The sequence below is a fragment of the Shewanella algidipiscicola genome (assembly GCF_003605125.1).
GTDB lineage: Bacteria > Pseudomonadota > Gammaproteobacteria > Enterobacterales > Shewanellaceae > Shewanella > Shewanella algidipiscicola.
Window position 1 is genome coordinate 133,468 of the sequence record NZ_QPQT01000007.1, and the last position, 22,280, is coordinate 155,747.

Below are 22,280 nucleotides of genomic sequence, written 5' to 3' on the forward strand. Positions count from 1 at the left end.
TCTGTGAGGTTTCACTGACACAGCTTAAAAAGGCTGCCTAAATTGGCAGCCTTTTTTGTGTCATCATCGCTGGCGCTTAAGCTGAGTGTTAAGCGCAACCGATAATGGCTTATTGTTGTAGCTGAGCTTTGGCCGCTTCGACTTTAGCGAAGTCGAGCCCTAGCTCGTCTACGGCTTCTTTGATCAAGGCCGGATTTTGCATCACCATCGCCATCAGCTGTTGGAGCTTTTCGGGAGCGATGCCTAGCTGACCAATGGTGCCCATCGCCATGAGTGGGTTTTCGGTTAAGGTCTGAAACAGCTCATTGATCTTTTCGTCACTAACATTGTGTTCTTTTAAAATGGCAATAATTGGGTTCATCTTGATGCCTTTGTGTAAGTGTAAAAATAAATAGGCGCTAATTTTATCACACATCGGCAGGCTGAGTAGAATAGGGCGAATGAACCCAAGGCTTAGGTTGCAATGCTGCGGCGTCGATTCTAAGCTGGCAGTGGGCGATGTTTTCAATCTGAAGCATGAGTAAGGTGCAACCATGTCTGAGCAATTTATCTGTTGGCGATGCAAGCAGCCGTTAACGGCGGTGATTTTACCTATGTCGCGGCGTGAAGAGTGTTTGGCGTGTCATGCCGATCAGCACGTGTGTAAGATGTGTGTGTCCTTTGGCGATGCGGGCCGGGGCGACTGCAATGAAGTGCGCGCCGAGTGGATATCGGATCGCGAGCGGGCCAATTTTTGCGATTACTTTAAGCCGATAACGGCCAGCGACGCAGAGCAAAGTACAGCCCAGAGTGATAGTGATAACGCCAAAGCGCGGGCGCAGGCACAACTGGCCGCCTTGTTTAATGATGAGCCTGTAGCCACTCAGCCAGACGCTATCTCAGAATATAGCCCAGCGCATACATCTGAACGTAAACCTCAAGATAAACCATTAAGCGCCGTCGAACTTGCCGAACAGCAACTACGGGAGCTGCTGGGTGATTAGCCCTCTGCGCCACTGTGTACAGGGGCGTTAACTTGTCTGGCGCTATGATCACTGGAGTTAACCCAATAAGGCGCTCCACAGCAGGCGCACACCGACCAATACCATCAGGGCTAAAATGATCTGTTTAAATAGGCTTTCACTGACCTTGTCTTGCAGGCGTAATCCCAATCTTACCCCCAACCAGGCAACAGGGGCTAGTAGCATTGACCCCCATAAATTGGCGACGTTGATCTGCCCAAGCAGGCTATAAGGGATTAATTTGACCCCATTGACCACGGCGAAAAACATCACCGCAGTGGCGAGGTATTGGCTTTTTACTAAACGCTGCGGCAGCAGATAGGCATTTAACGGTGGCCCGCCAGCGTGGGCGACAAAACTGGTAAAGCCGGCGATGGTGCCACAGACTCGGCCAATAAAGGCGGACGGTTTATGCTCAAAACGGCCGCTCAGCAGCAAGCCATACACCCCAAATCCCAGCGATATTGCCCCTAAAATGCCGCGCAGGTATTGCTCGTTTAGATGATCAAACAGCAGATACCCTATTGCAATGCCGACAATGGCCGCAGGCAGTAAAATGGACAGTTGGCGGGCATTGTGTTTACCCCACCATGAACGAACGCTCAAAATATCCATATAAATTAATAGTGGAAGCATCACCGCCGTGGCGGCTAGGGGGCTGACAACCAAAGCCATTAAGGGCACCGTCAGTCCGCCCACGCCGCCGGCAAACCCCGACTTTGAGATGCCGGTCATTAATACGGCGGGTATCGCAACGAGCCAAAATAACGGATCTGTTAACACGTTTGCTCCTTGATGAGGTGACATACTGCTGGCGAGTATTGTGAAGGCGTAAGTCACCACATTGACAGTGATGGTTTCGCGCTTTTTGATATGCCATGAACATCTATAGTGCCATTGAATTAAGCTTTCACAACGGATTTTTTACTCTAGCGTCAATTGATTTACTTGTTTGCCAAGGCGTGTTTTATGACAGGGTTAAAGCCATGCCTAGATTGACGCCATCATCTCTGGCGCCATGCTCATCTATGGGGATATGCATAGCAGCGGTGGGCGATATTTAATGCGCTGGCGTAGTCTTGATATAGCTACTGATGATCTGCTGGTACAGCTCCTCTTGCTTGAGTTGACGCAGCTGCTCAGTAAATTGTAATCGAATTGCCTGCGGTACTCTGTCCTTAGCGAAGGCAAGGTAGGTTGGCACCACTTCTACCGGCACTGGCAGGATTTTAATCTGTTGCTGCAATCCCAATATATTAAGCTCGTGCAATATCGACAGCCGCGGCCCGATAATAATATCGATACGATTGTGGGCGAGTTTTAAGATATTTTGCCGCTGATCCGACACCATTTCTACCTTCTCAATCGCGCCACTGCGCAGTGCTTGTTGCCAGCGGTTGCCGTAGTGTGCGGCGCGCAGTGCGCCAAAACGGTAATGAGTGAGGCTGCTGAGATCGCCATTAAACTCAATGTCGGCATCATGCCTTACAAATAAACTCGTCACATCGTCGATAAGGCTTTCATCACTAAAGCTCAGTTGGATTTGTCGTTTCGGGGTACTGACGATAGAAAAAATGGCGTCGACTTTTTGCTGCTCCACCATCTTTATTGCGCGTGCAAACGGATAGAGCTGGGTGTCGGTGGAGATGCCCATGCGGGCAAAGACTGTGTTAACTATGTCGGTAGAGATCCCTTTAACCACACCGTTTTCTTGGTATTCAAGCGGTGGCATATTCAAGGTGGCTAATGATAGTGGCGTATCGGCAGATACTGATGCTGCCCACAAGGTGAGGGTTGCGGCAATGGCCTTAATAACACTAATGGGCATGATACACAGACTCCACTCACTGCAGCTAAATGAGAGTGAGTCGCCAAGTGTACTATCACTGTCATAGTAGGCGCGGATTGTAGTAAAGGAACTTAATTATCGCCTAACTTTTTTCACTGAATGTGATTGAGCTAACACTTATGTAGGGTCTTATCATCCAGAGGTTGATACAAGTTGTGATGTTTTATGGGTCATGTAAACGAGCCTGCGATGAGTGGAAACCAGCAAGATTTAACTGCGGGCATTAAGGTTAACCGGTACCTCAAAAGGCGCTGAATGCACCTTTTGGGGTGTAGATACCCTGTGAGTCGGCCAAGCTAATCGCCTAACAATCGAGCCTATTCGGCTTCTTCCAGTGAATAGGGGAGGGCTTGCAAGGTCAGTTGTGAGGCTTCATCGCCTGCGATACGTAATGTGGCATCGAGTTGGGTATCGTTAGCCAAGACCGCCGTCATTAGCACCTCTTGGCCGCGTTGCACCCACTCGATAATGGTTCCGGCGCGGCGATAAAGCGCATCCTCAAGGGCGATTTCAAGTTGGCTGTCGGCCGTTAATGGGCTAGATACCGTGCCACTGACAATATATAAGGCGCGCTTATTACCGCCACGGTACTTCATACGGGCAATGGTTTCTTGCCCCATGTAGCAGCCTTTATTAAAGCTGATGCCGTCGATGGCCTGCAGATTACACATTTGCGGCACAAATTGCCCTTGATGTGCGGCGCCAAGGTTGGGGTAACCTGCGGCGATTTCGAGCGCTTGCCATGCACTGGCATCATACACGGCTTGTGGCAACTGGCTTATTAATGTGTCGGCTGCGCTCTGCTTTAGCACGATAATATGACGGCCAGCATCATGTAAAATCACGCCATTATCGATAGGGGTCAGTTCGCTATTTAACGCGCCAAATTGCTGGTTTAACCAGTCAGTGGCTTGCTCGCCGCTCACGCCAAGCAGTAACCAGTCTGCACTAGCATCACTCAGCTCCGCCTTGCTAAATACCGCATATTTTTGCAGTTGTGGCAGATCCATCGCCAAGGTATCGCGAGGCATCATCATGATCAAAGCGTCACCCATGCTGAAGGTTCTGAAGCTGGCCAGCATCTTACCTTTTGGGTCGCAGTGAGCTCCCCAGCGCCATTGTTCAGCGCCCAGCGAGCTAATATCTGTGGTGACTTGGCCGTGGATAAAGCTGCGGCCTTGCTCACCCGTAACGGCAATTAAGCCTAGGTGGGTAAGATGCGAAAAGAACAGCTCTGGGGATTGTCCGTTTAAAGGCCAGGTTGGCTGAGAAGTTGACACTGTCATGAGATAGTCCAAGAAATAAACGAATAAGAGCCACGATTGTACCGTTAATCATCGTTGGCGCAAAGGTGGTTAAGCGAAACTTACAGCAAACAATAAAGCCCCATGATGTTGATCATAGGGCTTTATTCATTTAAGTGCATAACTCAAGGCTATCAGTACAGTAAGCGTGTTCTGATGGTGCCTTCAATCGCTTTCATCTCTTCGAGTGCTTCGTCGGCTTGATCTGAATTCACTTCCATTACCACATAACCAATTTCAGCCGTGGTTTGCAGGTACTGGGCGGCGATGTTGATGCCTTTTTCTGCAAACGCTTGGTTAATCTTGATCAAGATACCGGGACGGTTATGGTGAATGTGCAACAGACGCGATGCATCTTTGTGCTGGGCCAGCGACACTTCAGGGAAGTTAACTGCGGTCATGGTTGAACCGTTATCAGAGTACTTGGCCAGTTTGCCAGCCACTTCGATACCGATATTCTCTTGCGCTTCTTGGGTGCTACCGCCAACGTGTGGGGTTAGCAACACATTGTCTAAACCGCGCAGTGGGCTGATAAACTCATCATCATTCGATTTAGGTTCAACCGGGAACACGTCGATAGCCGCCCCAGCAAGGCGCTCGCTACGAATTGCTTGAGCTAGGGCATCAATATCGACAACCGTACCGCGCGAAGCGTTGATCAATATGCTGCCTTGGCGCATACAAGCAAGCTCTGCTTCGGCGATCATATCTTTGGTTTGTGGGGTTTCTGGTACATGCAAGCTCACCACATCGGCTAGGGCCAATAGCTGCTCAAGCGAGTGGATTTGCTGCGCATTACCCAGTGGCAATTTATCTTCGATGTCGAAGAACACGACGCGCATACCTAAGGTCTCGGCCAAGATACCCAGCTGAGTACCAATGTGGCCGTAGCCGATAACGCCTAAGGTTTTACCGCGGGCTTCATAGCTGCCAGCAGCGCTTTTGAGCCAACCGCCACGGTGGGCGATAGCATTACGCTGTGGGATACCACGCAATAGCATGATGATCTCACCCAATACCAACTCTGCGACGCTGCGCGTGTTAGAGAAAGGCGCGTTAAAAACCGGGATCCCCAGTTTTTCGGCCGTGGCGAGATCAACCTGATTGGTCCCAATACAGAAGCAACCAATGCTGACTAATTTATCAGCGTGCTTAAGTACGGTTTCAGTCAGTTGGGTACGGGAGCGAATACCAACGAAATGAGCATCTTTAATCGAGGCCAATAGCTCCTCTTCTCCTAGTGATGCCTTATGGTATTCAATATTGCTGTAGCCGGCGCGTTTGAACACATCTACCGCAGATTGATGGACGCCTTCCAACAGCAGGATCTTAATTTTATCCTTGTCTAGCGAGTGTTTCGCCATGATTTGGGTACCCTCTTTATCGGTTGTTGCTATATATTGGTCATTATTTGGTTGTTGACAGCTAAAGCCCTCTCAAAATAACACTATTCTGAGTCAGTGTGGAGGGCTAGATGGCTAAAGTCATTATTTTGATATTAAAACAATATCATCTAAGGAGTTCCAATTTTGAATAAAAGTATTATCTGGCTCATCATTTTTTTCGCTGTCTTCATCTGGTCGGCGATTGAGCCAAAAGATACCTTTACATGGTTTTTGGAAGTGCTGCCAGCACTAATCGCGCTGCCCGTATTGTATTTTACGCGTAAGCGCTTCCCATTAACATCATTAGCTTACGGTTTGATTCTGATCCATGCGGTTATTTTAATGGTGGGCGGCCATTACACTTATGCCCAAGTTCCGTTGTTTGATTGGGTCGCCGAGGTGATGGGCAGTGATCGCAATAATTATGACAAAGTCGGCCATTTAGCCCAAGGCTTTATTCCAGCATTGTTGGCCAGAGAAGTGCTGCTGCGTAATGAAGTATTAAAGCCCGGGGCTTGGTGTGGCTTTTTAGTCTGCTGTTTTGCCTTAGCCTTATCGGCATTTTATGAGCTTATCGAATGGTGGGTGGCGGTCTTGACTGGTGAAAATGCCGAGGCGTTTTTGGGCACCCAAGGGTATGTGTGGGATACCCAGTCGGATATGGCGATGGCGTTGCTGGGGGCAATTGTCAGTGTGCTGCTGTTATCACCTTGGCATAATCGTCTGCTGCAACAGTTTACCCCGACTCGCTAAGCTGTTTGATATTTCAGGTGAACGATTAACTAAACCACCACGACTGAGCTCGGGTGTTGGCCTCAGCCGTGGTGGTTTAGCCTATCTCATTTAAGCGCATCTTATTTTGTCGGCTACTAAGGTTTTTTATGCCTTTGGTGCGGCGAAGCTACTGATTTGTATTGATTGCCTTTGCTTTGATTTTAGTTTGTTGGTATTTTATTTTTTTGCTTAATTTTCTTGAACCTATGAATACGTTACCCGTGTGACTGCCTAGGGTGATGGAGATGTTGTAATCGATAGGCCTATGCGGATGAGACGATAAACGGCAACTACTGAGTCTTAGTTATCGACTTAGTGATCTTAGTCAGCCATCTTGGTTGCAAAAATTCAAGTCGGTAATACTCAGTACAGCATAAGCCGACACGAATCTGGAACTGCATTGATATTCTTACTGGCAGTATCAGCTCAAGAGGTTTGCTCGATATCAATCGAGTTGGCGAAATCTAAATCAAGGAGGATTTGATGGATAAAATTGACGAGCTAGTATTTTTACATCAAGTATCGAGTCCATGTGAGCTAGGAATATGGGCGCAGTCACTCGGATTAAGGGTGCGGATTGTACATCAGATCGATGAGCTTGAGCCCGATCCACAACGCAATAGTTTCTATTTTATTGCTCAACAAGGCGCCGCTGTCGATAAGGATGGTATGCCGCTGATTGTGCCTCACTTACTGCCTTATGTGCCGCTGGCATTATATCTGGTCGATCGCCATGCTATCGACGCCGAAGTGGCATTATTGCAAGGTGTACAAGGATTATTGTTTAGCGATGATCGACAAGATCTGCAACTCATAGGTCTACATGAAATGCTTCGCGATGAACTTTGGTACGACAGAACTTTATTATCGAAAGTGCTGCGTCGCTTTATCAACCCCCAACAAAGTTCGCAATCTTTAGATCAAGAAACGGTTAGCGCACTGCAAAAGCTAACGGATCGTGAACGCACGATCATCAAATTGGTCTCCAGTGGTGCTCGCAATAAAGAGATCGCCGCCCACCTGTTTATCAGTGAACACACGGTGAAAGCACATATCTCGTCGATTTTTCGTAAGACCCAGTCGCGCAACCGTGTCGAACTACTGCGTTGGTCACAGGCGAACGCCGCCTATTTTGAGTGTTGTTGACTAACGGCAAGGAGCTTTCTTTATATGCATGGTGAGTGGTTGTTGCTCACTCTTTATGCCGCTATGCACAACTCTATTACCGCGAGTATGGTCTGAAAACGCTAAAATGACGTAATTAATTTACCAAAGTGGGGTATATTGATCGTTATTTTGTCTTTTATAGACGGTTTTTACTTGTCGCTAGAAAGCGATATTAATGGTGTGATTGTTTGTTTTTTGGTTTCATTTGTTTTATTAAGGTTTGCTTTTGGTTATTTTGGTTTTCACCTTGTTTTAAGTTTGGTGTTTAAAAGTCGCTTTTTACCTGACTTTTGGTTACCTGTCTCGCCTATCTCCAATAATGTTTTTTTCTATGATGTCGGATGCTTGTCAGGCTGATATAGCTCGATACACTGCTACCACATAATAAAATTAGTGGTTAAAAATGTATGGAAGTTTTCATCAGTTTATTAGGTATGCTTGCCTTAATGGGCTTAGCGGTATTATTTTCGGAGCGTCGCAGTGCCATTAACCCGCGCACCGTCTTAGGCGCGCTGGCGTTCCAAGTCGCATTTGGCGCGTTTGTGATGTATGCCCCTATAGGTCAAAGCATGCTCGATAGCGCCTCAAACGGCGTAATGCATGTGATCAACTATGGTAATGAAGGCTTAACCTTTGTGTTTGGTGATTTGGCCAAATTCAGCGTGGGCTTTATCTTCTTTATCAATGTGTTGTGTATTGTGGTGTTTATCAGTTCGCTGATTGCCGTGCTGTACTACTTAGGTGTGATGCAGTTGGTGATTGGCCTAATTGGTGGTGCCCTGTCTAAGTTATTGGGTAGCAGCCGCGCCGAATCACTATCGGCCACCGCGAATATTTTTGTTGGTCCCATTGAAGCGCCTTCGATGGTGCGTCCATTTGTGAAGCACATGACTCGCTCTGAGTTGTTTGCTGTGATGACAGGTGGCCTAGCTTCGGTTGCTGGCGGCACCATGATTGGTTATATCCAGATGGGGGTCGATGTTAAATATGTACTGACCGCTGCCTTTATGACCGCACCCGCTGGCCTATTGTTTGCCAAGTTGATGTGGCCAGAAACAGAAACGCCGATCAACGACATCAAAAAAGTGATGGACGAGCAGGAAGATAAGCCTGCAAACGTACTCGATGCTGCAGCCAGTGGCGCAGCAATGGGGATGCAACAGGTACTCAACGTGGCTGCCTTATTAATGGCCTTCGTCGGGTTAATTGCGCTACTTAATGGCTTGATTGGTGGCATGGGGAGCTGGTTTGGTTATGGCGACCTCACCATGCAAGCCATCTTGGGTTATTTGTTATCGCCTTTAGCTTGGATCATGGGGGTGCCTTGGAGCGAGGCGACCCAAGCGGCATCATTTATTGGCCAAAAAATGGTGATCAATGAGTTTGTTGCCTATATCGACTTCCTTAAAGTGGCCGACGACTTATCGGTTAAAACCCAAATTATTATCAGCTTCGCCCTATGTGGCTTTGCTAACATTGGCTCGCTAGCTATGGTGATTGGTGGCTTGGCAGCCTTATGCCCTGAGCGTCGTCACGACATTAGCGCCATGGGCATGAAGGCGCTTATCGCCGCGGCATTAGCTAACTTGATGAGTGGTACCATTGCCGGTCTACTATACAGCCTAGCGGGCTAATGATTCAGTGTGCTTGTCGCTGCGCGACAGGCCATTTATTGATTGGAGAGACAAATGACCCCACATATTAACGCGCCAACAGGTGCATTTGCGAAAACCGTGTTAATGCCAGGTGACCCGCTACGTGCTAAATACATTGCCGAGAACTTTCTCGAAAACCCTAAGCTTGTGACTGACGTGCGCAACATGTTGGGTTATACCGGTGAGTATCAAGGTAAACCAATTTCAGTGATGGGATCTGGCATGGGCATTCCTTCTATGTCTATCTATGCCAAAGAGTTGATCACCGAATATGGCGTTGAAAACATCATTCGCATCGGCTCTTGTGGCGCGATCAGTGACAAGATTAAGCTGATGGATGTGGTTATCGCGATGGGCGCTAGCACAGACTCAGCAGTCAATCGTAGCCGTTTTGCCAATACAGATTTTGCCATGATTGCCGATTTCAACTTATTGAGCCTTGCCGTCGATGCCGCGAAAAAACAAGAGGCTAACTATCATGTCGGCAACTTGTATTCGTCGGATCTGTTTTATAGCAGCGACGAGTCGCGTTACGACTTGATGGAAAAATATGGCATCTTAGGTGTCGAGATGGAAGCGGCTGGCCTATACGGCGTCGCAACCGAATATGGCGCTAAAGCACTGGCGATGATGACAGTGACCGACCATATTCGCCAAGGGTTGCACCTGACTGCTGAAGAGCGTCAAGAAACCCTTAATGAGATGATTAAGCTGACACTAGAAGCGGTTAGTCAGTTAGATTAAGCTGCGACTGTCATCAGCTAAGCACTTGAGCTTATCAAACATAAAAAGGCCTTATGACAAGGCCTTTTTTTGTGCCCAGAGATTACTGACTTGCCGTGGGTGTTCATTATTTAATAGGCCAAAGTATTTGAGATATCCGCAGTTTTTACATGATATGCCGCTCGGTTAGCGGTTTAAACTTTAGCAATGACGCAGTAGACTAGGCGTTTATTATCATTGAAATGGAATATCAGATGAGCATTTGGTTTAGACCCATTACCCTAGAAGATTGCGCCAAATTAGATGCCGGCATGCATGGCAAAGGCACCTTAATGCAGACCATGGGCATTAGCATTACAGAGATAGGCGATGACTACATGACAGCCACGATGGCTGCGACCCCTGCTATTCATAACCCGCTGGGGATAGTGCATGGCGGGGCTAATGTTGCCTTAGCCGAAACCGTCGCCAGTTATGCGGCGAACTTTGCGGTCGATTTTGAACAGTATTACTGCGTCGGGCAAGAGATCAACGCCAACCACCTTAAGGCGTCTCGTAACGGCGTACTTACCGCCACCGCTAAGCCTGTGCACTTGGGTAAACGCAGTTCGGTGTGGGAAATCCTGATTCATAACAGCGCCGGTGAACTCTGTTGTATTTCACGCATGACGGCGGCGATCGTTAAGCGTTAACTTTAGGGCTTAATTTGTGCTCGGTAGTCTAGAACAGGCGACCTTGCTCGGTAACGTTAGGCGTGTTCCGGGATATCAAACCCGCTCGCCTAATTGCAGGTATCACTGTGCTGGTATCACGGGCAGCACCAAAGAAAGCTAAGCCTAAGTCAGCATTGGGATACACCACAATTCAGTCTGCCACCTTGCTGTCGCTTTACGCTTATGCTGTCCATAATAAGGATATTCACTGTTACCTCGATGGAGCGTGTATGGATAATGCAACGATATGGGAATGGGTCGGTTACTTAGCCTCTGTGGTGGTCGCCATTTCATTGATGATGGCGAATATTAAAAAGCTGCGCTGGTGGAATTTAATTGGCGCCGCCTTGTTTGTCGCCTACGGTGTGGCGATTGAAGCTTATCCTGTCGCCTTAGTGAACTTCTTTATTGTGCTGATTGACGCTTATTATTTGGTTAAGCTCTACCGTAAGCCACCAAGCGTTACCCCAAATACTCAGTGATTGAACTCATTATCTTAACCGCCCGTATGGATGTGCAGTACTTTGTTTAAGCCTGCGCTAGGCGGATAGAGCCTACTCAGTTAAAAGCCAGTGGCATATGTCACTGGCTGTTTTTATTACTTTGCTGACTCACCACTTAAAATAGCAGTGTGGCCAATCCTAGTAGGGCAAAGAGTGCGGCGCAACCACGATGGATCCAGACCATAGGCAGCTTGTCGGCGCTAAAGTGGCCGGCAATCACCACTGGCACATTGGCTAGCATCATCCCGAGTGTGGTGCCGACAACCACCAAGGCGAGGGCGTCATATTTAGCCGACAGTACTATGGTGGCTATCTGAGTTTTATCGCCCATTTCGGCTAAGAAAAACAGCACAAAGGTGGCAATAAAGGGCCCCATCTTATAGAAGCGGCTCTCTTCGGCGTCGACCTTATCTGGCACTAATACCCACAGCGCGATGGCAAAAAAGGAGCCTGCGACAATATAGCGCGCAAGATCTGGGCTGATCCAGTTGATGGCCCAGTGGCCCAGCCACGCAGCAGCAAAGTGATTGGCAAGGGTCGCGAGTAAGATGCCTAAAATGATGGCGGTTTTATTTCTAAAGCGGGCGGCTAGGATTAATGCTAGCAGTTGAGTTTTATCACCAATTTCGGCAATTGCCACGGTGAAGGTTGACGCAAGTAGAGCTTCCATGAGGGTTCCTTAGGGGGCAAAAAATCCAAGCACAGTCCGCCGCCCCCTAAATTTGAGCGGTAACCGTGCTTAGGTCTTGCCGGGTAATACGCAAGCCGATGTTGGCTATGCCTATTACTGTGAGCACCATGGCATAAGGCCAAGTATGTTGATACTCACCCATGACTCATTATATAAGCCACGTTAGCTACTCCCCTAAAGCAGTGGCGGCAGATTATACGGATCTAGGTTTATTAGGCAAGTCAGGCGGGCCGTTTTTTTTGCAAAAAGCTGTATGGTTGTAATGGTGCTGTATTACGCTTGTTTAGTGGATATTGCCGGGGTGTATAAACTTGCTTTTGTTGCTGAAGTTGGCTTGTGCGCTGCGTTCGGCTCTGATAAGGTCGCTAGCAGTCATATTAAAATTGTAAAGGTAGTGATGAAAAAAGCCTATCGATATTTTTACCGATTTATACCGCCTCAGCGGCTTAGTTAAATAGATATTGGTAAAAATGATCATGTTAGCTAAGTTGTTGGGGCCCAACCATATCGTAGTAAGGTGCAGATGCACTAGACGATGGGGAGGCTTACAGTGGGTGCTACATGTTGCTAAAAATCCTCTTTCAATTGTCGTTCAAATCTGACCTTCCAACTCTTATAAAAATTAAAAACAGGAAAATCTTGTGAATTCAAAAATGCTTGGCTCTATAGCCATTGTTGCAGGGACGGCAATCGGTGGGGGAATGTTGGCTTTACCTCTGGCGACGGCGGCATTAGGTAGTGTTGCTGCTATTATCTTGTTAGTGGTGATTTGGGGCGTATCGGCTTATACATCGCTGTTGATGTTAGAAATTAATCTTCGTTCTGGGGTGGGTGACAATGTGCATGCCATCACAGGTAAAACCTTAGGCAAATTTGGTCAGCTTATTCAAGGTGGCTCATTTTTAAGCCTGCTTTACGCATTAACCATGGTCTATTTGCTCGGTGGCTCCTCTTTATTGGTCTCTAAGCTCGATGGTTTGTTCGGCGTACAGCTCGACTCACATTCAGCGATTATGTTGTTTACCCTGTTTTTTGGCGGGCTAATTGCGGTGGGGATCGCCTGGATCGATAAGATCTCACGGGTACTTTTTTCTGCCATGGTGCTGTTATTAGTGCTGGTGGTGTTGTTTTTGTTGCCCGATGTCTCGTTGTCGAGCATGGCGGCGACAGCCGTTATTGAAGGCGTCGAACAGGGCAGTTTTTCTGGTTACTTGATGGCGGCGGTGCCAGTGGTATTTACCTCGTTTGGTTTCCACGTCTGTATTGCCAGCCTAGTGGGTTACCTTGACGGCGATAGTGTTAAATTGCGTAAGGTACTGTTGATTGGCTCAACCATTCCATTGGCCTGTTATATATTTTGGCTGACGGTTACCTTAGGTACCGTAGGTGGCGACAGAATTAGTGGGTTTGATGGCTCGTTACCTCAGCTGATCAATGCGCTGCAAGCCTTGGCGCAATCATCGATTGTCAGCCAAAGTATCGCCTTCTTTGCCGACTTGGCGCTGATCACCTCGTTTCTTGGAGTCACCATGAGCCTGTTTGATTTTATTGCCGAGCTAACTCGGGCCAAAAGCAATGCGAGTGGCCGCCTACAGACTTGGCTATTAACTTTTATTCCACCTTTGTTGTGTGCGATCTTCTATCCCGACGGCTTTGTCAAAGTATTAGGCTTTGCGGCGATACCACTGGTGATGATGATCATTATTTTACCCATCTTGATGGCCATGCGTCAGCGTAAGTTGGCACTGGGAGGTTACCAAGTGATGGGCGGTACGCCAGCCCTGTATGTGGCGGGCGCGCTAGGGGTGATGATCATTGCCTCGCAATTATGGGTGACCATGTAGCATCATCTTAAGGCGGCATGACTTATTCAGGGTAAATGAGACTAAGATGCCGCCTAAGTGGATTATTTTTTAAGGGTGTTATACGACATATTTAGCGACACACCTCGTTACTTTTTTAGTCATTTTCTAAGCTATTTGTATACTAACCATTTGTGATAAAGTCGGGTAATTGCCCGACTTTTTTATTGTCTGGGTATTGCTCAACAATTGAATCGCTCGATATCTATAACGATAAAATGGACTTAAAAAATGAAAAAACTATTAATGACAGTGGCGTTTGCCGCTGCCTTTGGCGCACAAGCCGATGAGGGCATGTGGCAGCCGCATCAACTGCCCGCGATGGCGGACGAGCTCAAAGCCAAAGGGCTTGAAATTGATGCCAAATCAATCTCTAAATTGACCGAATTCCCTATGAATGCCGTGATAAGCCTTGGTGGTTGTACGGCGTCATTTGTGTCTCCTAAAGGGCTGGTGGTGACGAACCATCACTGTGCCTATGGCTCGATTCAGTACAACTCTACTCCTGAGAACAACCTTCTCGAAGATGGCTTTTTAGCCAAAACCTTTGCCGATGAGTTACCAGCGACACCCGGCTCACGCATCTATGTTACCGAAGCAGTGACCGATGTGACTGACAAGGTTAAAGCGGGCTTGGCGGATAAAGAGGGTAACGCCTTCTATCAAGGCATTGAAGCCAAAGAAAAAGCCTTAGTGGCCGAGTGTGAGGCCGAAGGGGGCTATCGCTGTCAGGTATACAGTTTTCATGGCGGGTTGGAATATTATCTGGTTAAGCAACTGGAGATCCGTGATGTACGCTTAGTCTATAACCCAGCGGCAAGCGTGGGTAAGTATGGCGGCGATATCGACAACTGGATGTGGCCACGTCACACGGGTGATTTCTCTTTCTACCGTGGTTATGTGGCTAAAGATGGCAAGCCTGCCGACTTTAGCCAAGATAACGTGCCTTACGAGCCAAAGAGCTTCTTGAAAGTGTCGGCCAAAGGCGTCAGTGACGGTGATTTTGTGATGGTGGCCGGTTATCCGGGGCGCACCAATCGCTACCGCACCGCCAACGAAGTCCAAAATCAGTTTGAATGGGCATACCCTGAAGGCAAAATGCTGCGCGAGCGCTTTATTGAGATCATCAAAGAGACGGCGCCAGAAGGCAGCGATGAGCGCATCAAGTATGAAAGCCTGATCGCTGGATTGGCCAACTACGCGAAAAACTTCACCTCAATGATCGAGTTCTACGGTAAGTCGACCATGCTGGCCGATCGTCAAGCTGGTGAGGCCGAACTCGGGAAGTGGATTGCACAAGATAGCGAGCGTCAGGCCAAATACGGTAAGACCCTTGCCGAGCTAGACAGCCTGATCGCCCAAAGCCAAGAGCACCAAGCGCGTAACATCATCTTGGGTTACTTAGGTTACACCACTATGTTGCCCACCGCGCGCCAACTCTATCGCCTAGCCAATGAGAAGCAACTTGACGATATGGCTCGTGAGCCAGGTTACCAAGAGCGTGATATGACCCGCTTTAAGTCAGGCATGGAGCGTATCGACAGACGTTACGCTGCCAGTGTCGATAAAGCCGTGGTCTTTGACCTGCTTAAACGTTACGCCGCGTTGCCAGAGAGTGAGCATATTGCCGCACTCGATAAAGTTTTTGGTATCGATAAAAACTTTGATGCCGCCAAGCTCAGCAAGACGTTAGACAAGATGTACGCCAACACGCAACTGGACGACCAAGCCACGCGTCTGGCCTGGATGGACAAATCGGTAAGCGACTTTAAGGCCTCCAAGGATCCCTTTATTCAGTTTGCGGTGGCTATGTATGACACCGACATGGCTGAAGAGCAAAAATCGAAGCAACTGGCTGGTAAGCTTATGAAGGTGCGCCCGCAATATATGGACGCCATCATCGCTTATAACAAGCAGTTAGGTAAGCCAGTTTACGCCGATGCCAATTCAAGCTTGCGTGTTACCGTGGGCCATGTGAAGGGCTATTCACCACAAGATGGTTTACAGGCGGTGCCTTTTACTCGCCTCGAAGGGATCTTAGCTAAGGACACTGGCGTGTCGCCATTTGACGCCCCTAAGAAGCAGTTAGAGCTGATTAAGCAAAAGCAGTATGGTGATTTCTATATGAAGTCTATCGACTCGGTGCCGGTTAACTTCCTGTCGACCTTAGACACCACTGGCGGTAACTCTGGCTCGCCAACCTTAAATGGCCGCGCCGAGCTTGTGGGCCTGCTGTTTGACGGTGTGTATGAGAGCATCATTGGTGACTGGGGCTATGATCCTGACACCAACCGTTCTATCCAAGTCGATAGCCGTTATATGCTGTGGGTCATGAAGTACTTAGATAATGCCGATAACCTGCTGGAAGAGATGGAAATTGTGCATTAATCATCGGCGATTAACCCTGCGCGGTTAATACGCTATGCCACCGAAAAAGGGGCTTAAGTCATCACTTAAGCCCCTTTTTTTGCCGAGTTGATGTCGATAAGGGGTAATGGGGCCGTTGTAAAACTGCCTTTTAGCAACGTATGTAACAGGCAACAGGGTTGATAAAGTAAAGGCAGGCAAGCCTAACGGGGAGCAAAAATATTTTTGACAAACACTATTTTTGCTTTGAAATCGTTACTTTTTGATTGCGCTTGTAAAACAAAAGTATCATTTTGCGTTGCTCGTTGTTACATCTCGTTGTGCTGCTATTTTGTCTAGATTACTATCTTGCACTTGGGATTAATTACTCTTGATAAAGGATTGTTTTAATGAAATATGCTTCACTTGCTGCGTTAACACTTGCCGCTGTTCTTACTGGTTGTGCCTCAGATCCTGGGCCACGTATGGCACTGGAAAAAACCGTTGAAGTCGATGGTAAAGTACTGAAGTTTAACGGTAGCTATCACGACAAGAAAAACATTTTGATCCTAACAGTGAACGGCGATCCCATCATGCAAGGCCGTTTCCCTCCCTACACACCGACTCAAAATTTAAAAGCCAATTATCAAGACTTCGCGGTACGCAGTCATTGCTACTTTGGCTCGGTGTTAGGTAATCAAGGCGGCGCCTTTGGTGCTATCGCAAGTGTGGTGCAGTCTTCAAAGAGCAGCACAGCCGATAAATGTGAGTTATACGTCAATGAAAAGTTAGTCGATAACTTATATTTCTAATATTTTTAAATTTAGGTTTGGCAATTAATCAGGGGGGCTTCCTCCCTGAATTGATAACTCGTGCCCCATTTTTATAGCCCATCCTTTATGGCATAGGTCTGATGAATCAGCTTGGTGAATAATCTTAATTGATTGGTCTCAGTCAAGGTTAGATTGATTGGTATAAACAAGGAAGCTAATGGCAATCAAGCGATTATTAACTTTCACGTGCTCCCGCTGTTTCACCGATAAACAATTAAGCTTGGCAATGTCTATTGTGTTTGTCACTGCAGTGATGACATACAGCAGCGGGCCACTTGCCATGTCGACTCGCGATGCCATATTGAATTTCAAACAAGATACCAGGGCTATCGTTGAGCAATCTCATCGCCTCAGTAAACAGCACGCTCGGCAAATGGAGCTGTTATCACAAAAGCTAGACGAGACTCAAAGCGCCAAAATCGTGCTACAAAGCGAATTCATTGGCGACATGACACAGACTGCCGAGCAAATGTTAGCGCTCGCTAACCAGTATTTACCCCATTATCAGCATTTTCTCGCAAATATCGACAAAGACAGTCATTGCTACCAACCCGAGCAATTGGCACAATTTCAACACACTACAGCCGAGCTACAAGATTATGTCGCTAGCATCGACGCCCTGCTAACAACTCGAGATGAAGCGGAGGCGTTTTCGGCATTGATGGCGTTCAATCTTGGTCAAACACAAGTCAATATGCTTATCGACATGTTTGAGATCTCTACATTCTGTTATCTGTCAGAGGCTCTACCGTCTCTGGTTGAAGACGTTCAAAGTGTCGAGACTGAACTGGTTGAGAAACTGATACACCATGGGGCGACAGATGAATATGATGACACGACGTCGCAGACAGCGATAAGGAGCGCGCTCAAGCCGCAGGAACTGCCCCGGCAATCCCAGGAAAAGGCGGTTGAAACAGTGACACTAAGTTATGAATTTACGGCTAATGCTCTCCCTTATTTTAACGATCTTAGCACTCTTGAAGTCAGCGATATCAATGAACTCAAGCAACTTACGTTGACCAATCAACTCAGTATTAATGACCAACTTCAGTTACAACTGCCAGATGCGGCATTAGCAGATAACAGCCTGCCATACCAAGCCCGTATTACCGGTGTTGTCGAGACCGACAATGAGCGAGTCATCCTAGATATATTACTGATCCGCTCGCCGTCATATTCCATCGATGCAATGTCATTTAACGACCCACAAATAGCAAGCTGTGTAAAAACTAGCGCCAAGCAGCTTCAATTGAGTCGTAGCAATGAACTTACCCAGCTTAATTGCCGTCTGTCATCGACAGTAAATCTTGACGACCTGCAAAAATTCAAACAACTGCAAACCGTCAGTTTAATGGGCGGCAAGCTCACTGATTTATCGCCCTTATCGAGCTTAGCGCAATTAGATATGCTGCATTTAGAGCAGAGTCAGATAACCAAATTTGGCGATATCAGCCGACTATCAGCCAACCTGATGTTATCAAATATCGACACTCACGATTGGCAGGGACTGGCACAGAGTCAAGCTGGCTCAATCTCGATCATGAACATTACAGATTGTTCGCGGCTAGCCCCTTTAGCACATCAGCCTCATGTGGCCTTAATGTATAAAGGACTTAACCCTAATGAGATGGTGGCGTTAATGCAGCAGGTGGACAAGGGCGGCAAATCGCTGACAGTGTTAACCGATTGCGCTGCACCTAAAAGTTAAGTACAAAACCACTCAGTACAAAACCGCTAAGCATCAAAAGTTAAACCTTAAAATAATTTGGTCTGGGGAACTCAGCGGCATAGGCAATCAATTGCCTTTAGCCCATATACTGTAAAAGGAAATACAATGATAAAAAAACTGTTATTAGCGTTATGTTGTACCTTAGCCGTTAGCGCTCAAGCAGAGCCAGAGCTACTGCCCTTCGCACCGCTTGCCGAGAGTAAGGTTTATAAAAAGCAGACCCGTCATTATATTCCGTTCGCCTTTATTTCAGGCATTGATAAAGGGGCATACCAAACTCAAACTTATGCAGGGCAGCTAAAACGCATCTATTATGAACTGCCCACCAGCTATGATCCTAGCCATGCGGTTAATAACTATAAAGCGCAAATTATAAAGCTAGGAGGCAACATACTGTTTGAGTGTCAGCGAGATGCTTGTGGTAACAAGAACAAACTATCGAAACAAGTGAGCCCGCTTCACGATATTCCTAAAAACGCTCCGGCGCTACTCACGGCTAAGCTCTCCCTTAAAAACAAACTAGTTTACCTCTCTGTTTATGCGGCTAATTGGCAAAATGGTGCTGGGCTACAACTGGATATTATCGAGGAGATCGATGAGCCACTGGATCTGTTAACAATCAATCATGTCTATCTCGGGGCACCGGTAGAGCAAGAGTCATTTAAAGACAGAAAGAGTAAGGATACGCAAGGCGCTAGCGATCACCCCATGATAGCCAGACTACCCGGTGCCTATATTCATGATTACCTACAACAAGGATTTGGCCAAACCTTGGTGTTCGATGGCGTCGATAAAGGTCAACACAAAATCAAAACCCTTGAAGGTAAGATCACCGATATAAACTACAAACTTCCTCGGGGTTATTCTGAATTTGAAGTCAATGCCAATTACAAGGCGGCGTTAGAAAAACTCGGTTTTGTGCGCGGATTTCATTGCCAAGGGAATGAATGTGGTCAATCACGACATATTCATTCACGCATTAAAACATTTGCACATATCGGGCGAGATGAAAATCAGTTTTATTCTCTCTATACCTTAGCTCGCCCCGAGGGTAATGTGCATGCCATGGTCTACATTATAGGTTACGAGAATGGCCTATGGAGCGAGCTTAAGCTCGTTGAAGAAACCAGCCTAGTAGATGATAGATTAGTTATTGATCTAGAAGGCCTAACCGACAAGATTGCACAAACGGGTCACGTCGCACTCGACGGCCTATTATTTCAATTTGATAGCGATGAGATGTTACCGGAGGCCGCCGAAGTGATAACGATTGTGGCAAGTTATCTTAAGGCTCACCCGAAGCAAGACTTCTATGTTATCGGTCATACCGATGACCAAGGCAAGCAGAGTTACAACCAAGTGTTATCGGAAAAGCGGGCTAAAGCAGTAGTGCAAGCACTGACACGTCAGCACGGCATAAACAACCAACAACTCACCGCCAAGGGGATTGGCGAATATGCCCCCGTTGCAAACAATAGCAAGGATGCAGGCAAGCAGCTTAATCGCCGTGTCGAGTTGGTACTTCGCTCCGATAATAAGTAACCTTAATAGGTGCGCTAAACGTCCGTAAGGCGCACCTATTGGTTCATTGTTATTAGGTAATGGAGGCTACCACAGGCCTTTTGATTTCACCCGGCTGGCACGTTCAAGCTGAGTTGTTAGGCTTGGTGTGTCATCGGGAGTCGTGGCTGTGGCTGGCGCTTGTGCAAATTGACTGCGCAGCGCCTTTATCTGTGCCATTAACTGATCTTGCCCTTGCTTAAGCTGACTCAACTGAGTGGCGAAGTCAGCTTGTGGCTGCGCGGTTTCTGCTGCGGGCAATTGACTCAGCTGGTCACTTAACTGTGCCTGCCCCTGTTGTAACTGCTCAAGTTGCTGCTCAATAGCGCTAAAATCCACGTTGCTTGTTTGTTGTGGCACGCTTGCGCCCTCAAGCATCGCAGTTAATTTTTGCCACTGCGGCTCAGATAGCCCCTTATTCTCGTCGGCGGCTAAAGTGAGGCCGACAGAGCGAAGTTGGCCGTCTAAGGTTTGACAGTTTATCTTGTCTTGTAGCAAGGTTTGGCTCAGCATTGATGGCAGCTGTGGCGCCAATTCATGCAGGAATAACCCAGATAGGTACAGGTCTCGATGAAACTGGATACGGCGCTGCTGCAGGACATCTGGTTCATCATTACGCGCTTTTTCCTGCTGTTGCCATAGCCTTAAGACTTTTATGGCATAGCCGTGGGAGTCGTGGACCTCTGGTTCTAGCCCGACACTGAATCGAATCCGCATAATGATCCTTTACACCGATTCAGCTGGGGTAGCGGCGTGATAGCAACAGATCTCTCTCGATAATGCTTCTTGAGGATCTTTTACCATCACAATTTTATCGCCCAGTGAAGGATAGGCATTGCGGATCGCGCTTTCAATCAGCATAGCGCCGCCACCGACTAAATAGATCCGGTTTGGGTTACGAGTAAAGGTTTTCGCCTCATAGGCTACCGCGGCACCAAGTTCGGCTATCTTGTCTTCGATGCGCTCTAGTACCCAATCGACCTTGCTGATGTCGTTAATCACTTCTTCAACAAACTCACGATTATGGCGACGCTTAATTAACTCATTAGCGACCAAGTAGCTGGCATCGCTGTCTGCTGCCGACAGCGCCTTTCTTGCCGCGTTGGTCACCATAGAGACACCAATCTCGGCGTTGCCATACACGGCCGACACATCGTCGAACTCGCCAACAATGACGCCCATATCTAAGGTGGTGCCGCCACAGTCGATAACCAAAGATTTAGTAAATTCATTGACACCTGAATCCATCAGCGTGGTTAGCACGGCAGGGAGGCTTTCTGGCAGCACTTCAACATCGACAATGGTGAATAACTCGCCTTTATTGAGGCTGATGTCTCGCATCAAGTTAGCTTTCTTACGGGCGATATTCTCTTCGTTTTTCTGGCAGTCATCGGCCTTGTAGTACTCAGTGATAGGCAGTGTGACCAGAATGCTCACAGGACCCGGTTTCACGCCAGTTTGTAGCAATGCATGGTGAACCGACAGCAGGTTTAAGTCGTCATATTGGAAGGCAACGTGAGTGGTCGACAATGCCTTATCTGATGTCGCGTCATAGGTGTATTTGGTCGAGGCGATTTGATAGTTAAACACCTTACGGTCATTAAGCAAAGCGGCACTTTTCCAGTCTTTACGAAAAGAGTTGGGAGAAGTCACGCTGCGCACTAAGCCGTCTTCAATCCAGCTGATTTTTACATTAGTAGAGCCATCATCGATAGCAAATTTTGTCATGCTTGAATGCATTACCGTTCCTTAAAATAAACCCATTTTTGCATGTTAATACGACCCGATTGGCGCATAACTGAAATCTTTTGTTGATTTAATTTCAGGTGGTGCTGTCGGCTACTCAGTCATATTGGCCTTAGAATGAAGGTGTCGGTATTGTTTCTTCGGCTTAATGGGGAGGAGTAGCGTGTTTGAAGTCGACATTTCGTTGTTGTTAATGGCCTGCGGGGTGATCTATCTAGATAGACGAATGTCGTGATCACATGGATGCCGACGTGGAGCGTTTAGGGAGGTATCCGCAGTGAGCCAAAAAAGCGCTTGCACCTGAGTCTGCGGCAGGCAATTACCAAGCATGAAGGTATGCTTTCAAACAAGCCTAGCCAATAACAAGGTCGTTTATCACGACATTGGCGCTTTCATGCACTGCACCTGCGGCAGGCAATTAACTCCCATTGAAGGATTC

Annotated in this window: 20 protein-coding genes; 12 read left to right on the plus strand and 8 right to left on the minus strand. The window is 47.5% G+C overall.

Going from position 1 to position 22,280, the window contains the following annotated elements; genetic code table 11:
• Positions 1 to 109 precede the first annotated feature (109 nt).
• A complete protein-coding gene (locus DVO77_RS09290) occupies positions 110 to 361 on the minus strand; it encodes a DUF2999 family protein (protein WP_119978239.1) in 252 nt (83 codons plus the stop codon).
• A gap of 172 nt (positions 362 to 533) precedes the next feature.
• Between DVO77_RS09290 and DVO77_RS09295 the strand changes: the two genes are divergently transcribed.
• On the plus strand, positions 534 to 983 hold the full coding sequence (locus DVO77_RS09295) for a hypothetical protein (protein ID WP_239473266.1): 450 nt from the start codon (positions 534 to 536) through the stop codon (positions 981 to 983).
• A gap of 57 nt (positions 984 to 1,040) precedes the next feature.
• Here DVO77_RS09295 and DVO77_RS09300 read toward each other — a convergent pair whose 3' ends face one another.
• From DVO77_RS09300 to serA, 4 genes are all read right to left on the minus strand, one after another.
• A complete protein-coding gene (locus tag DVO77_RS09300; protein WP_119978129.1) occupies positions 1,041 to 1,784 on the minus strand; it encodes a sulfite exporter TauE/SafE family protein in 744 nt (247 codons plus the stop codon).
• A 277-nt stretch (positions 1,785 to 2,061) separates the two neighbouring features.
• A complete protein-coding gene (locus DVO77_RS09305) occupies positions 2,062 to 2,829 on the minus strand; it encodes a substrate-binding periplasmic protein (RefSeq protein WP_119978130.1) in 768 nt (255 codons plus the stop codon).
• A 338-nt stretch (positions 2,830 to 3,167) separates the two neighbouring features.
• Positions 3,168 to 4,136: a tRNA-modifying protein YgfZ gene (gene ygfZ, locus DVO77_RS09310; protein ID WP_119978131.1), complete on the minus strand. Its 969-nt coding sequence runs from the start codon at positions 4,134 to 4,136 to the stop codon at positions 3,168 to 3,170.
• A 152-nt stretch (positions 4,137 to 4,288) separates the two neighbouring features.
• Positions 4,289 to 5,518, minus strand: coding sequence for a phosphoglycerate dehydrogenase (gene serA, locus DVO77_RS09315; RefSeq protein ID WP_110457110.1), 1,230 nt, complete (start codon positions 5,516 to 5,518; stop codon positions 4,289 to 4,291).
• Between the two features lie 165 nt (positions 5,519 to 5,683).
• Between serA and DVO77_RS09320 the strand changes: the two genes are divergently transcribed.
• The 6 genes from DVO77_RS09320 to DVO77_RS09350 all read left to right on the plus strand — a co-directional run bounded on the left by DVO77_RS09320 (position 5,684) and on the right by DVO77_RS09350 (position 11,053).
• Positions 5,684 to 6,292: a DUF2238 domain-containing protein gene (locus DVO77_RS09320; RefSeq protein WP_110457111.1), complete on the plus strand. Its 609-nt coding sequence runs from the start codon at positions 5,684 to 5,686 to the stop codon at positions 6,290 to 6,292.
• A 504-nt stretch (positions 6,293 to 6,796) separates the two neighbouring features.
• Positions 6,797 to 7,459, plus strand: a complete 663-nt coding sequence (locus DVO77_RS09325; RefSeq protein ID WP_119978132.1) for a helix-turn-helix transcriptional regulator — start codon at positions 6,797 to 6,799, stop codon at positions 7,457 to 7,459.
• Between the two features lie 428 nt (positions 7,460 to 7,887).
• Positions 7,888 to 9,114, plus strand: a complete 1,227-nt coding sequence (locus DVO77_RS09335) for a NupC/NupG family nucleoside CNT transporter (protein ID WP_119978134.1) — start codon at positions 7,888 to 7,890, stop codon at positions 9,112 to 9,114.
• A gap of 54 nt (positions 9,115 to 9,168) precedes the next feature.
• Positions 9,169 to 9,879, plus strand: a complete 711-nt coding sequence (gene deoD, locus DVO77_RS09340) for a purine-nucleoside phosphorylase (RefSeq protein ID WP_119978135.1) — start codon at positions 9,169 to 9,171, stop codon at positions 9,877 to 9,879.
• Between the two features lie 233 nt (positions 9,880 to 10,112).
• On the plus strand, positions 10,113 to 10,550 hold the full coding sequence (locus DVO77_RS09345; RefSeq protein ID WP_119978136.1) for a PaaI family thioesterase: 438 nt from the start codon (positions 10,113 to 10,115) through the stop codon (positions 10,548 to 10,550).
• Positions 10,551 to 10,801: 251 nt separating this feature from the next.
• Entirely contained in the window at positions 10,802 to 11,053 is a 252-nt protein-coding gene (locus tag DVO77_RS09350) for a YgjV family protein (protein WP_110457116.1), read from the plus strand.
• A 136-nt stretch (positions 11,054 to 11,189) separates the two neighbouring features.
• Here DVO77_RS09350 and DVO77_RS09355 read toward each other — a convergent pair whose 3' ends face one another.
• Complete coding sequence (locus DVO77_RS09355) at positions 11,190 to 11,744, minus strand: TMEM165/GDT1 family protein (protein WP_119978137.1); 555 nt, start codon at positions 11,742 to 11,744, stop codon at positions 11,190 to 11,192.
• 674 nt (positions 11,745 to 12,418) lie between these two features.
• Here DVO77_RS09355 and DVO77_RS09365 point away from each other — a divergent pair.
• The 5 genes from DVO77_RS09365 (at position 12,419) to DVO77_RS09385 (ending at position 20,077) form a co-directional block, all read left to right on the plus strand.
• A complete protein-coding gene (locus tag DVO77_RS09365; RefSeq protein WP_162924175.1) occupies positions 12,419 to 13,609 on the plus strand; it encodes an aromatic amino acid transport family protein in 1,191 nt (396 codons plus the stop codon).
• Positions 13,610 to 13,858: 249 nt separating this feature from the next.
• A complete protein-coding gene (locus DVO77_RS09370; RefSeq protein ID WP_119978140.1) occupies positions 13,859 to 16,015 on the plus strand; it encodes a S46 family peptidase in 2,157 nt (718 codons plus the stop codon).
• Positions 16,016 to 16,383: 368 nt separating this feature from the next.
• The gene (locus DVO77_RS09375; RefSeq protein ID WP_110457121.1) at positions 16,384 to 16,785 is read left to right on the plus strand and encodes a hypothetical protein; all 402 of its coding nucleotides are present in this window, start codon (positions 16,384 to 16,386) and stop codon (positions 16,783 to 16,785) included.
• 247 nt (positions 16,786 to 17,032) lie between these two features.
• Positions 17,033 to 18,514 carry a hypothetical protein gene (locus tag DVO77_RS09380; RefSeq protein ID WP_162924173.1) on the plus strand — a complete coding sequence of 494 codons (1,482 nt, stop codon included), beginning with the start codon at positions 17,033 to 17,035 and terminating at the stop codon, positions 18,512 to 18,514.
• A gap of 126 nt (positions 18,515 to 18,640) precedes the next feature.
• Positions 18,641 to 20,077 carry an OmpA family protein gene (locus DVO77_RS09385; protein WP_119978142.1) on the plus strand — a complete coding sequence of 479 codons (1,437 nt, stop codon included), beginning with the start codon at positions 18,641 to 18,643 and terminating at the stop codon, positions 20,075 to 20,077.
• A gap of 66 nt (positions 20,078 to 20,143) precedes the next feature.
• On the opposite strand, the gene DVO77_RS09390 is transcribed toward DVO77_RS09385, so the two are convergent.
• Together DVO77_RS09390 and parM are read right to left on the minus strand one after the other, a co-directional pair.
• Entirely contained in the window at positions 20,144 to 20,812 is a 669-nt protein-coding gene (locus DVO77_RS09390) for a hypothetical protein (protein ID WP_119978143.1), read from the minus strand.
• A gap of 9 nt (positions 20,813 to 20,821) precedes the next feature.
• Positions 20,822 to 21,835 carry a plasmid segregation protein ParM domain-containing protein gene (gene parM / locus DVO77_RS09395; RefSeq protein ID WP_119978144.1) on the minus strand — a complete coding sequence of 338 codons (1,014 nt, stop codon included), beginning with the start codon at positions 21,833 to 21,835 and terminating at the stop codon, positions 20,822 to 20,824.
• Positions 21,836 to 22,280 lie beyond the last annotated feature (445 nt).

Excerpts from the sequence above, each read along its gene's own strand:
- DVO77_RS09290 (WP_119978239.1), bottom strand. The coding sequence starts at position 361 with ATGAACCCAATTATTGCCATTTTAAAAGAACACAATGTTAGTGACGAA.
- DVO77_RS09295 (WP_239473266.1), top strand. The coding sequence starts at position 534 with ATGTCTGAGCAATTTATCTGTTGGCGATGCAAGCAGCCGTTAACGGCG.
- DVO77_RS09305 (WP_119978130.1), bottom strand. The coding sequence starts at position 2,829 with ATGCCCATTAGTGTTATTAAGGCCATTGCCGCAACCCTCACCTTGTGG.
- ygfZ (WP_119978131.1), bottom strand. The coding sequence starts at position 4,136 with ATGACAGTGTCAACTTCTCAGCCAACCTGGCCTTTAAACGGACAATCC.
- serA (WP_110457110.1), bottom strand. The coding sequence starts at position 5,518 with ATGGCGAAACACTCGCTAGACAAGGATAAAATTAAGATCCTGCTGTTG.
- DVO77_RS09325 (WP_119978132.1), top strand. The coding sequence starts at position 6,797 with ATGGATAAAATTGACGAGCTAGTATTTTTACATCAAGTATCGAGTCCA.
- DVO77_RS09335 (WP_119978134.1), top strand. The coding sequence starts at position 7,888 with ATGGAAGTTTTCATCAGTTTATTAGGTATGCTTGCCTTAATGGGCTTA.
- deoD (WP_119978135.1), top strand. The coding sequence starts at position 9,169 with ATGACCCCACATATTAACGCGCCAACAGGTGCATTTGCGAAAACCGTG.
- DVO77_RS09345 (WP_119978136.1), top strand. The coding sequence starts at position 10,113 with ATGAGCATTTGGTTTAGACCCATTACCCTAGAAGATTGCGCCAAATTA.
- DVO77_RS09350 (WP_110457116.1), top strand. The coding sequence starts at position 10,802 with ATGGATAATGCAACGATATGGGAATGGGTCGGTTACTTAGCCTCTGTG.
- DVO77_RS09355 (WP_119978137.1), bottom strand. The coding sequence starts at position 11,744 with ATGGAAGCTCTACTTGCGTCAACCTTCACCGTGGCAATTGCCGAAATT.
- DVO77_RS09365 (WP_162924175.1), top strand. The coding sequence starts at position 12,419 with ATGCTTGGCTCTATAGCCATTGTTGCAGGGACGGCAATCGGTGGGGGA.
- DVO77_RS09370 (WP_119978140.1), top strand. The coding sequence starts at position 13,859 with ATGAAAAAACTATTAATGACAGTGGCGTTTGCCGCTGCCTTTGGCGCA.
- DVO77_RS09375 (WP_110457121.1), top strand. The coding sequence starts at position 16,384 with ATGAAATATGCTTCACTTGCTGCGTTAACACTTGCCGCTGTTCTTACT.
- DVO77_RS09380 (WP_162924173.1), top strand. The coding sequence starts at position 17,033 with ATGTCTATTGTGTTTGTCACTGCAGTGATGACATACAGCAGCGGGCCA.
- DVO77_RS09385 (WP_119978142.1), top strand. The coding sequence starts at position 18,641 with ATGATAAAAAAACTGTTATTAGCGTTATGTTGTACCTTAGCCGTTAGC.
- DVO77_RS09390 (WP_119978143.1), bottom strand. The coding sequence starts at position 20,812 with ATGCGGATTCGATTCAGTGTCGGGCTAGAACCAGAGGTCCACGACTCC.
- parM (WP_119978144.1), bottom strand. The coding sequence starts at position 21,835 with ATGCATTCAAGCATGACAAAATTTGCTATCGATGATGGCTCTACTAAT.